This is a genomic window from Agarivorans sp. Toyoura001 (genome assembly GCF_005405585.1).
GTDB lineage: Bacteria > Pseudomonadota > Gammaproteobacteria > Enterobacterales > Celerinatantimonadaceae > Agarivorans.
The window spans coordinates 94,780-106,980 of sequence record NZ_BJEQ01000017.1; the positions used below are offsets into that span (position 1 = coordinate 94,780).

Consider the following 12,201-nt stretch of genomic DNA (forward strand, 5'->3'; position numbering starts at 1 on the left):
AAACCATTGCTTGAATATCAGGGATGAGATGAAAAAGTTAACCTTTAGCGCCTTGTTATTTTCGCTGGCGAGCACCAGCGGTTTTGCAGAACAACAAACCGGTCCAAGGCTCGTGGCCTATCGCGACACTTATATTCTACTCGGAAAATATAACCCTAACCCGCCTGATCTTGGTGACTATTCTTCGGCCTTAGCCACAAAAGAAGCTGACGGTAATCGCGGTATCGATAACTTAGAAACCGAGTTTCAAATCAGTGGTAAGTTGATTGTTGGCGAGAGCCTGTTTAGCCAGCGGGACTACTTTAGTATTGCCTATACTCAACGAAGCTTTTGGCAAGTATACAACAAACCATTCTCTTCCCCTTTTCGCGATACCAACTATGAACCCGAGCTAATTTATACTTGGCGACCTGATAATTTTGCTATTGACGCGAATAAATGGCACCTGCGCTCAGCCAGTTTTGGTTTTAGCCATCAAGCCAATGGCTCTTATGGCGAGTTTGACCGCTCTTGGGAGCGGATTTATGCTCAGTTTGATGCATCCTACAACGACTGGTTGTTCTCCGCTAAACCTTGGATCCCGATAGGCCCTGAAGTTAATAATGGCGGAGACTTTACCGATTATTACGGATACGGCGAAGTTTCTGTAGCTTACTTGTTTGGTGACAACCAATGTAACCATCGCGTCAGCGCTATGGGCAGAAACAACTTAAAGTCTGATAACAAAGGCGCAATAGATTTACGCTTTGCCTATTGTATAACGCCAGCGTTTTCGCTTTATGCCAAGTACTTTAATGGCTATGGTGAATCGATGCTTGATTACAACATTCACAATCAATCCTTCGGCTTAGGAGTAGCATTAAACCGAATTGGTGATAGACGCGAAATGATGTCTGATAGCAGCCAATGGACATTTGCTGGCATGAGCATATTTAGAGATAGTTATATTCTGCCTTTCAAGTACAACCCTTCCCCATCGGTTCCCGACTTGGCAGGAGGCGTTCCAGGCCAGCAGCCCGACAAAGTAGAAGTGGAGTTCCAGTTTAGCTTTCGCTTAACCATGCCCTTCAACTTGTTTACCGACACCGACAACCTCAGCTTTGCGTATACCCAACAAACCTTTTGGCAACCTTATGAACGCTCTGGCGATTCAGTGAGGGAAACTAACTACGAGCCCGAGTTTTTCTATCAGTGGAACAGCAAAAAAGAGGCGCGCAGCTCGGCTTGGTCGCCAGAATGGATACGTTTAGGTTTAGTGCATGAATCTAACGGTCAGACCCAAATACGTTCTCGTTCGTGGAATCGCATATATACCGAGTTTAGCTTTGACGCTAAACCAGTCACTATTGCTGTAAAACCTTGGTATCGGTTTGAGGAAACAGCGGAAGAAGATGACAACCCCAATATGGAAGATTATTACGGTTACGGAGAGCTCACAGCCAAATGGCAAATCAATGACCGACATCGCTTAAGCTTTTTAGGCCGGAATAACCTAAAAAGCGACAACAAGGGCGCGGTAGACCTACGTTGGTCTTACGGAATTACCCAAGAATTAGCGCTGTATCTTAAGTATTTTAATGGTTACGGCGAATCACTCATTGACTACAACAAACATAACAAAAGTCTGGGGATAGGTTTCGCTATCAACCAATAATCTCGTTGCTAGCAACAAACTGGTGGGCGTTAAAGTCCCCTCTCTTCTATTCACTTTTCCAAACGCCAACTATATTGGCGTTTGGACTGTTGGAATCACAAAACCTAGCAGACTACCCCGAAGCCCCACTCATATGCTTAACAATAAACCCTTTGTTGTATTAAATATGTTAATAACTTTATTCTCAACAGCAAACGCTTTACTATGCCTGCCACAAAATGCGGTTTAGGTCTAATCAGCAGTTGCCATTTCATAGCAGTGTTATTTGAGCACCAAGACTTAAGCGTAAACTGAGTTCCCATACAAGCAGAGAATCACATGGATAGTGAGTACGACTACAAACCACGTACCGTTTCAAAAAATGTAGACAAAGAATTTCGTTTAGGTGAAGGACGAATCAGCGGATTTTGCTCATTATTTCTAGGAATACTCAGCCTTTTAGCGGTTATTGCTTACCTATATCCTTCCATGCTGACTACCACCGAGTTAAGAAAAATCTATGACGCGGAGCAGTTACAACAGGTGCTTAAATACGGTATGTATACGTCAATCGTATTAGGTATTCTGACATTTTTGCTCAATAAAGGTGCTTACAAATATTTGGGTATTTCGGGAATACTATTTACAGCGGTCGCTTTGTTGTTAGGTGGATACAGAATTCCTGTAGGCCCCGTTGAACCCGCCGCGCTATCACTGGGGATTGATTGGTTAATCTTGGCATTTTTAGGTTCCATCTTCATATTTTTAAGCTTAGAGAAGTTATTCCCCAAGTACCGAAATCAATTAATCATGAGGCCTGAATGGGATGTAGACTTGTTCTACTTTTCTTTTAATCACCTCGCTATTTCGGCCATACTCGTTTTTGCCAACTACCATGTCAGTCACTTTGACTGGGCTGTTAGCGCCAGCTTTCAAGAAAACATTCGAAGCATACCTACCATTGTACAGTTCGTCGTTATCGTGATTAGCGCTGATTTAGTTTTATATTGGGAGCATCGTGCTTATCACGAGTTCACAGTTTTGTGGCCTATTCATGCGGTTCATCATTCGATTGAAAATATTGATTGGCTAGCCGGTTCGCGAGGACATTTCGTTCAAGTATTCTCAGAACGAGCGATGGTAATGATTCCTCTCTACTTATTGGGCGTTGATCAGGCTGCGCTGAATATATACGTTACCTTCGCCGCGCTGCAAGCAGTACTTATCCATTGTAATTTGGGTATTTCATTTGGACCACTAAAGTACATATTGGTTACGCCGCAATTCCATCACTGGCACCATAGTTCGGAAAAACCGGCTATTGATACTAATTATTCTGCGCATACCGTGTTATTCGACCGCTTATTCAAGACTTATCATTTTCCCAAACAACATTGGCCAGCAAGTTACGGCACAACCCAACGATTGCCTCGGACAGTAATAGGACAAACTCTTTACCCGCTCAAAGTGTGGCTAAAAAGACTAAAGACCAAACACACAGCTTAGGCTACAGACCGCTTATTCCGCTTTGCTTAACCAGCGGAATGAGCGTTTTAGAAAAGCTGTAGCCTCTGTTTCAACAATCTCGCCATGTGCCATTACCAGAACCTTGGGCTGCCAATTGAGAATACTTGCTAGATGATCTCGAGCTTCTGCTTTACCAAACATAAAACTCAAACGCCAATCTATCGGCATTTTTCCGTCAGGCGCTAAAATCCCTACCCCTTTGGCAATCAATCGATGACAGCAAGAAAAATGCTCAATACTAAAATTTTCAACCAAATCAGTAACAATAAGAACAGCTGATTTTTTATGGAAAAAGACACATTCTTGCATTGCAGGTGAGCCGGTGAACAAGGTTTGTTCTATGAACTCTTGCCACGGCCAATGCATATTCGCGCTATTAGTTAACGCTCCGTCAAAAACCAAATCTCCGCGTTTGTTTATAACTTGCTCGGTGCCGTAGGTGCTGGCATTAGGGTAACGGCCCTGCCATTCACCAATAAAAAGGTGATGTAAATCATTCGGGGCAATCAGGTATTTAACAACACCTAGAACACTTAATTGACTAGCTAACTGCTCACTAAAACGGATTGGACTATGGAGCCATAGCCCGCCGTCATCAAGCCGAACAACGGTCATTCGCGTGGTGTATGGTAAGGTGAAAAAAGGAACGGCTTCGCCTTCCATTATCCAAATATCTTCAGCTAGCTTTCTCATTCCACTCCCTATCGGTTAAACAATTTAGAGAGAACTCCAATAACCGCTCGAATATTCTCATGGCAGTAGACGACTTAGTAAGAAACCTTACTCCACACCTAGTTCATCACCAACAATTTGATGCTCAACGGGTTTATCAAAACATCGAGCGGGGTTACCCACAGCAACAGAATTAGCAGGTACATCTTTAACCACTACCGCTCCTGCACCAACAGTTGTATTCTCGCCTATTTGAACACTGCCAAGAACAATAGCCCCGGCGGAGAGACGAACATGATTACCAATAGTAGGCAAACCAAAGTCTCTACTTTGGCCTTTTTCTCCAACCATTATCCCATGATGATAACTAAACTCTCAATTAGTTGGTTCCTTGTTTTTATTAATCAAGCAACAAAAAAGCCTAACTCAAGAATGAGTTAGGCTTTTATAAAACGGTAGTTAGATACTAAGCCGCGTTATGCGATGGTAGGCGGTGATTACTATTGTTTAACAAGGCTAAATTGGCATCGCGTGCTTTATCTGCGTTTCCGGCCATAATCGCATCGTAGATAGCCTTATGTTCTTCAATACAGGTGCCGCCATCTTTCGATGAGTGATCGATAAACCCAATAAACATGGTGCGTAATACATTAGCAAATGGAATATAGAAACTATTCCCAGTTGATAAAAATACCAAACGGTGGAACTCCATATCTACGTCAGTCCAGGATGTTTCTAAATCTGCTCCAGAGGCAACATCAGCCATCTGTTGAAACACTGCAGAAAGTCCCATACGCTGTTCAGCGCTGGCATTACGTGCGGCTAACGCAGCGGCTTCTGGCTCAATAGCTCGGCGTAACGCTAAGAAATCTTGATACGCTAGTTCGGTGTTGTTTAAACCCATCATCCAATCAAGCAATTGGGAGTCTAAGAAATTCCAATACTCGCGGTCACGAACGCGAGTACCAATTTTAGGACGAGACTCTAACAAACCTTTTGAGTTAAGCAGCTTGATAGCTTCACGCAAAGCAGTGCGACTCACACCAAACTGTTCACATAAATCAAGCTCGCCAGGGATAATACTGCCTTGTGGTAGCGCCCCCGATAAAATACCGCGGGCAATTTCGCGGGCCACTTGCAAATGAAGACTGCGTGATGAGCCCTCAATCTGAGTGAATTCGTTAGACATAGAATAACCTTTTCCAAATTTTGTGTTAGCAATAGCAACCCTGAGAATTGCCATTGCTAACACAAATTAATACACATTTAGTATTACTAATACTACAGTAATTATTTTATCTCAGATACATAAAATACTAGCAAATGCAGGCTTGATCGCCTTATTTGTAACACTTAAAGACTAATCAAGCGACCGTTTACTTTTAAACTGACTTGGGAAATTAGTTACCATAATTCTTTTACTCTTTTAAGTAACAACACCATCCGCGTTCACTTGTTTGCTGCAGTAGATGAGCCTCCTACCCACCAAAATGATCCGGTAATTAGCTTACGTAAGCTTCGCTAAGGTTAATGACGTGGTGAGTCAGCGATGCAAAACGCTCGCGTTCCATATAGGTAAGAAAGCCAAACTATGGATTTGGAAGATTCAACTGACCAAACGGGGTGTTTGAATAAGTGTTAGAGCCGGAAAGACTATAGCAATCTAGATCTAGACACTTTAAAAGAAAAAACCACACAGCTAACCATGTGGCTTTTTGATGATGCAATCAAGAATTTATCTCACCGCTACCAAATACTTATTAGTAGAGGCTAAATACCCAAGGCTTGACCACCGCCAATTTGTACTGTTTCAGCAGTGATAAATGACGCATCTTTACTAACAAGGAAAGAGATCGTTGAAGCCACTTCTTCTGGTTGACCTAAACGCCCAAGCAAAATGCTGTCCTTCCAAGAGGCAAAGACTTCTGGCTTAGTTTCTTTTATCTGAGCATGGAATGGCGTATCGATAGTACCTGGTGATACTGCATTAACACGAATACCAGTGGGCGCGAGCTCTTTTGCTAAAGCACGAGTTAAAGTATGAACCGCAGCTTTAGACACACCGTATATACCCGCTCCTGGACCACCAGCATTCCACGCAGCATTAGACGTAAAGTTGATAATTGAGGCATTTTCGGCTTTCTTTAAAAATGGAATGGCCGCACGCGAAACAAAGAACGCACTATCTAAGTTAAGTGCCATAACAAAACGATAGAATTCAGTGGTCATTTCCTCCATTGGACTACGGCCACCTAAACCACCAGCATTGTTCACCACAACATCAATCTGTCCAAACTTTTCGCCGATTAGATTTACGTTTTTGGTAACAGCGGCATCGTCAGTGACATCAAATCCATAGTATTCAGCTTTAATACCTGCGTCTTTAAGTTGAGCAACACGCGCTGCGCCTTGTTCGTCTTCGATACCATTAAGTAAAACTGTGTAGCCATCTTGACCCAATCGCTTGGCGACTTGGAAACCAATACCACCTGTTGCGCCCGTGATTAAAGCAACTTTATTAGACATATCTACGCTCTCATTGATTAGTTAATCTAAAATAAATGAATCGTTTATTAATACAATAAGATTAAACATGTTTTTATTGTATTACAAATACTCAGTTCACATTTTAGAAGTTATAACGAAGCCCGATACGACTTCTTAGTTCCCTCTGGCTAGACTGATCAGATACAGATACATCACCAAATTCTAACCAAGGAGTCCAATCACCAATGCTGTAATGAATGGTAAAGTTGTTTTCATAGTTCGTTCTGTCGTTGTTGTACAACAGGTAATCTGAATTATCAGCGTAGTAGTAGTTACTCTCTAAGCCAAATGCCCATTGCTGATATTTATAACCAATGTTTGCGGTATAACGATGACGGTATTTTTTAACGTCTTCGCCGGGTTTTACATCAAGGCGATAACGGCCACTAACAGACAAGCCCTTAACCTTCTCGGGTGTATAGGTTAAACGTAGCTGTGGTTTATAGGTTGTTCCTGAAGTGCCAAATTCAATTGGCATACCAGGTATCAACGCCCATTGGTCGTTTATTTTGTAACGATAGCCGAGATCGATTTCGGATCCGTTTGATTGTAAATCTTCCATAAATTTGCCCTCTTCTCCCTTAAACTTTAACTCTAAAGCCATAGAGAAATTGTTTTCAAAGGTGTGGGCCATCTTCACTCGGCTAGCATGTTGTTTAGTGTCACTTTTATACTCGTGACGAAAGTCTACCGACGTTGCCATTGCATTTACGCTCAACAAACTTACGCCGCCAATCAACATAACTAGACTGCTAGATTTCATTATTTACTCTGTTTAGGATGAAATTATTTGTATTACAATACTATTTGTAATCACTTCCAAGTAAGAGGTGAATAAAATGTGATCACAATCAAAACGAATCAGTCAAATTGACGGCAACTTTGAAGCTGAGCAGATTTTTAACCCGCAAATAAAAGATTTCTCGGCACATTTAATTAGCACAACATCAAGAGCATTCTGATGCTAGGTCAGTATAAGGTCTAAAAGAAATCATGCCGTTAAATAGCAAAGAAAAATTGGCAAAATACAGGAGAGGCTATTCGAGCCCTGGCAGTCAAATGCGAGGAGCTTTGCCACTCAAAGCAAATCTATCGATGAAATAAGCAGTACCCGCTTAGTAAAACCTAAACTAAAACGTTTTCCACAAAAAAGCCCCTCACAACTAAGTTGCGAGGAGCTCTGTTTTATCGCTTAAGCCAAAGAAGCTAACTTAAGCGGTCACCATTCATTATTGAGCAACAGTGAAACCAAAAGATTCAGCACGGGCAGCAACCTCTTCAGCTGTTAGTGTTGACAACCAGAACGCTGTATTGTCAATTGCACCATCTAGGTTTTTCTGAGAGCTGTTTGAACCACCACCAACATATACTTTGTCACCTTCTTTGGTGTTAGCAACATAGTCAGTAATTTCAGCTGAGTTCTCAAGCACACCATTTACATAAATGCTTGCTGTTGTACCGTCATAGGTAGCTACAAGATGTTGGTAAGTATCGTCAGTAAGTACCGAAGTAGCTTTAACACTAGTAGAACCGGTACTGTTATAGATACGAATCTCTGGAATTAAAGTCCCTTTATTTACAAGTAACTTCCACCCCTTATTGCTATCCGTATTTTCTAACAACTGTAGGTCTTGGCCTAGGTCAGCATTAAAACTAGCGCTGGTTGATTTGTACACGATCTCCATTGAGATAACGCCATCAATCGCCGCTAATGGATCCGTAGTTGAGTCCATAACAGTATAGTGATAACCAAATAAACCAGATGCAGAGGTTTGAGTAATAGATACAGCTGCATCAGCATCTACAGCTCCATCAACCACGGCTCTAGTGTTATCATCAGCTTTACTCATCTGCAAAACTTTAGCACCTAAAGAAGGAGCAGCGTCTACACTAGCAAAGTTCCATTCAAAGTCTGCGGCTGGGCCAGCTGGTACATCAGGATCGGTATCACCAAACCCAAAGTCTTTAGCTCGTTCAGCAACTTGCTCTGCTGTTAGTGTCTCTAACCAAAACGCCGTGCTATCAATCGCTCCAGCTAAGTTTTTCTGTGAACTGTTTGAGCCGCCACCAACGTATACTTTATCGCCTTCTTTGGTGTTAGCGATGTAATCAGTTACTTCAGCAGTGCCTTCTAACTTACCATTTACATAAATATTAGCCGTTGTGCCATTATATGTAGCTACAAGGTGCATGTAGGTATCGTCTTCTAACATAGACGTTGCTTTAATACTGGTTGAACCATCACCGTTGTAAATACGTAGTTCTGGAATCAAGGTGCTCTTATTTACAATAACCTTCCAACCCTTATTGCTATCGGTATTTTCTAGTAATTGTAAGTCTTGCGACATATCAGCGTTAAAGCTTGCATCATCGGCCTTAAATGTAATCTCCATTGAAATTACACCATCTTCAGCTGCTAATGGATCTGAAGCGCTGTCCATTACCGTGTAATGGTAACCGTATGAACCAGATGTAGTTGATTGTTCAATTGATACAGCTGAACCATTGTCTACTGCGCCAGTTACCACTGCACGAGGGTTATCATCAGCTTTACTCATTTGTAAAACTTTATCGCCTTCAGCGGCATCAGCATCTACGGTAGAAAAATCCCACTCATAAGCTGCAGTTGGCACATCAACACCAGGCGTTGGCTCTTTTTCTGCTTCAGCAATAGCCGCTAAGATAGTTTCATCAGTAACTTCTGCGCCAGAGTCGTTGTAATCAACACCTTCCAAGGTATATGTAATTGTTAACGCTCCTGCACTATCAACCACATAAGTACCGTCTACGGTACCGTAAGCAATAGTAGTTTCTGAAACGGTGTAAGCTTGAGTTGTATAAGTGTATAGATCGTTAGTTTCATCGTAGCTATAAATTTTAAGCACATCATTTTCAAAGTTGTAAATTTGTGCGTATTCAGTTGATGACGTAGTGATGTTTGAAGTCTCACTGGAGATATTCCAGTCTGTATCTTCAATAGCGTAAGTAGGCTCAGCTGGTGGAACGTACACCTCTGGTGCATCGAAACAGCCAAACATAAAAGTAGTGCTCATAGGGATTAGCAGCAGCTTAGACGCTTTCATTTAAACCTCCTTGTAGGAATAAATAATATTATTGTAATAGTTAAGGTACTAATGTTTCTGCGTAGCTATTAATTGCTTAGGTGTTTTATTGAAGAATTAACACTATTAGCTTAAGTCGCTACTTCGCCTTCTTATAGTTACTCACTTAAAAATCGAGTAACCGGATAAAGGTTTCATTTAAACCTCCTTAAATCGGTAAAAATGATCATATTGTATTAGTAATACAAAACTATAATGTGGCAAATAAAAGCGATTGTAAAGTGACCTGCCTCGCACTATTACGCTTAAAAAGCCGTCTATTTCTCAAGTTGAGATCTATGCTGTTTTACAGGTAAGTTTGGTTCGATTTGTCTTTAGCAGATTTGCTTACATGCTTGTTTCCACCCTTCCTTTAGTAGTAAATCCGTCAATAATGGTTGAGCGCCTAGGAAGGAGACATGTTGCTCTATAAGTGGGGACGTGATTCTTTTCACTATGAATAATAAAGACAATATCTATTGGGAGTCGCTTAGTACAAGCTCTTTAGTCAAAGGTACTCATCAATACTTAACCAAGTTTCAATTTACAATAGGGTAAGTAAAGGCATCGTTTAGAAAGAGTAATATAATGGCGTGACAACTATAACTAACCCTAAAGCAAAAACTATCTGGTACTACTTACATTTCGTTAGCCACATCATGACCACAAACAAAGATCTTCATGGCGCCTCACACCACTAGTAATACAAATAACCGTCGTTTTCAGATTTTCCTAAGCTCACATTCGCACGTTTATTAACGTTAACATTCCCTTACTGATTTTTGCTTAAGCCGCCGATCATTGTCACCAAACAAGGAGATTCTTTGGCTTGAAAAGTCAAAACCCGATCATTCTCACAGACACGCGCTCAATTATTGAGCTTTAATTGTATTACTATTAAGTTTTAGCAAGATTTAATGGTATACATAGCAATAAAGAACCAACAATAAAAACTAAAAAATATCGACATTAAGACTTTCGTTAAATTGTTGTCGGAAACGAATCTCTTAATAATTAAACGCGATTTTAAAAGGACAACGTCATGATATTTATAGGGATATTCCTAGCATTGGTTGCCTCTTACTTAGTGCTAATAGATATTGCACAAGTTATTAAGAGCCATCACTAAATACATTAAGAAAAGATATGAATAAGACTAAGCCTCTAGCCGCTGTAGTTTGCCGGCTAGAACTCTTACTTCATCTCAGTGTTAGCCCTTACTAGCCGCTCAACACAATCTTCAACCCCAAGCTTAACGATAAACTCAATCTGTTAGAAAGTAGTGAAGGTTTCTGGCAAAGCTCTAAAAGAAGCAAACGTTAGCTTAAGCTAGCCATTTGCTTTAGAAAAACCCACCAAAATTATGGTAATTAATGCATACTAAACATAGACATAATTACCTAAGCTAGCGATGGAATTAGAAGAAATATATCGTCGGGATTTAAACCTCCTCATTGCACTAACAGTGCTTATTGAGGAAGGCAGTGTGAGCCGCGCCGCCAGCCGACTAAATCTCAGTCAATCAGCCATGAGCCGAGTATTGACCCGTTTACGAGAGCTGCTAAACGACCCTTTGTTTATTCGCCAAGGCCAAGGTCTTGTTCCTACACAACGCGCGCTAGACATTACTCTGTCTTTGCAAAATCCGCTAGAGGAATTGCGACAGGTACTTAGCCCCAGTGAGTTTGACCCAGCTACTTGCCAGCAGCATTTTCGAATTGCCACCACCGACTATGCCATGCAAACCATATTGCCCTTTGCACTAGCACGTATCTATCAAGAAGCTCCAAATATCTCTTTAGAGTTTGCTCCTTTGCAGCACCAAGATCTTGCCAAGCAACTGACTTCCGAAGGTTGCGATATGGCCATTTGTCGACCAGTACAAGCGGTAGAGCCACTACTAAAAGAAAGTTTAGGGCTAGTGAGCGTATTTTGCTTGTTAGCAAAACATCACCCCCTAGCGGAAAAAGAATTAACAATTGAAGACTACCTCGCCTACCCTCACGCGATGATCGCCATTAGCGATGGCGTTAAAGCACTGCTAGACGAAGCCTTAATTGAACACCCCAAACCTGCCACATTGTTACGCGCCTATCACTTAGAAGCAGCTCTAGCGATAACCGATAAAGTCCCGGTTATTATCACTGTACCAGCAGATTTAGCCTACTTGGTGGCAGAAAAAAATCAGCTAGTTATTAAGCCGCTTCCATTCAAGTTTGAACCCTTTGATTATTCGCTAATATGGCATGCTCGCTGTGATTACTCTGCACCTCAAATGTGGCTTAGAAGCATTATTAAACAAGAGTGCAGCCGACTCATTAGCAAGCGAGTACAGGACATGGGCTTGCTTTAATACATATTGTAAGCATGACCCGTCCTGATATGGGTTGACACTTGATTAACTAAAACGCTCGATGCACTTCATCGGGCGTTTTGTATTTTAGTGCCTCGTGAGGCCTATATTCATTGTAGAGCTTAACCGATTCATCGACCATTTTTCGTGCCTCATTTAAGTTTGTAGGTTTATTCAGCAAGTACTCCATCTTTAGTATTCCATTTATTCTCTCCGCAAGGGCGTTCTGATAACAGTCATAACCGTCTGTCATCGAACAAGATACATTCTGCTGACGGTGTATCGCTTGATATTCACTGGAGCAATACTGAACACCTCGGTCCGAATGATGAACAAGCTCCCCTATAGACCTTCGTTCCTTCAACGCA

General features: G+C 41.5%; 10 protein-coding genes. 3 read left to right on the plus strand and 7 right to left on the minus strand.

Annotation, left to right across the window (positions count from 1 at the left end; genetic code table 11):
• The first annotated feature begins 28 nt into the window (after positions 1-28).
• Positions 29-1,654 (plus strand): phospholipase A, encoded by a 1,626-nt coding sequence (locus FFR00_RS17315; protein WP_137674674.1) that lies wholly within the window; start codon positions 29-31, stop codon positions 1,652-1,654.
• A 318-nt stretch (positions 1,655-1,972) separates the two neighbouring features.
• On the plus strand, positions 1,973-3,139 hold the full coding sequence (locus FFR00_RS17320) for a sterol desaturase family protein (RefSeq protein WP_137674675.1): 1,167 nt from the start codon (positions 1,973-1,975) through the stop codon (positions 3,137-3,139).
• 12 nt (positions 3,140-3,151) lie between these two features.
• On the opposite strand, the gene FFR00_RS17325 is transcribed toward FFR00_RS17320, so the two are convergent.
• The 6 genes from FFR00_RS17325 to FFR00_RS17350 all read right to left on the minus strand — a co-directional run bounded on the left by FFR00_RS17325 (position 3,152) and on the right by FFR00_RS17350 (position 9,462).
• Positions 3,152-3,853, minus strand: a complete 702-nt coding sequence (locus tag FFR00_RS17325; RefSeq protein WP_137674676.1) for a DUF4336 domain-containing protein — start codon at positions 3,851-3,853, stop codon at positions 3,152-3,154.
• Between the two features lie 87 nt (positions 3,854-3,940).
• Positions 3,941-4,183: a hypothetical protein gene (locus FFR00_RS17330; RefSeq protein ID WP_137674677.1), complete on the minus strand. Its 243-nt coding sequence runs from the start codon at positions 4,181-4,183 to the stop codon at positions 3,941-3,943.
• 115 nt (positions 4,184-4,298) lie between these two features.
• Positions 4,299-5,021, minus strand: a complete 723-nt coding sequence (locus FFR00_RS17335; RefSeq protein ID WP_137674678.1) for a FadR/GntR family transcriptional regulator — start codon at positions 5,019-5,021, stop codon at positions 4,299-4,301.
• Positions 5,022-5,602: 581 nt separating this feature from the next.
• Positions 5,603-6,358, minus strand: a complete 756-nt coding sequence (locus tag FFR00_RS17340; protein ID WP_137674679.1) for an SDR family NAD(P)-dependent oxidoreductase — start codon at positions 6,356-6,358, stop codon at positions 5,603-5,605.
• 103 nt (positions 6,359-6,461) lie between these two features.
• Complete coding sequence (locus FFR00_RS17345; RefSeq protein WP_137674680.1) at positions 6,462-7,142, minus strand: oligogalacturonate-specific porin KdgM family protein; 681 nt, start codon at positions 7,140-7,142, stop codon at positions 6,462-6,464.
• A 466-nt stretch (positions 7,143-7,608) separates the two neighbouring features.
• On the minus strand, positions 7,609-9,462 hold the full coding sequence (locus tag FFR00_RS17350; RefSeq protein WP_137674681.1) for a LamG-like jellyroll fold domain-containing protein: 1,854 nt from the start codon (positions 9,460-9,462) through the stop codon (positions 7,609-7,611).
• A gap of 1,429 nt (positions 9,463-10,891) precedes the next feature.
• Here FFR00_RS17350 and FFR00_RS17355 point away from each other — a divergent pair.
• Positions 10,892-11,833 carry a LysR family transcriptional regulator gene (locus tag FFR00_RS17355; protein WP_137674682.1) on the plus strand — a complete coding sequence of 314 codons (942 nt, stop codon included), beginning with the start codon at positions 10,892-10,894 and terminating at the stop codon, positions 11,831-11,833.
• 49 nt (positions 11,834-11,882) lie between these two features.
• Here the strand turns inward: FFR00_RS17355 and FFR00_RS17360 are convergent.
• On the minus strand, positions 11,883-12,201 hold a 319-nt coding region (locus tag FFR00_RS17360), incomplete at its 5' end, for an integrase core domain-containing protein (protein ID WP_137674683.1).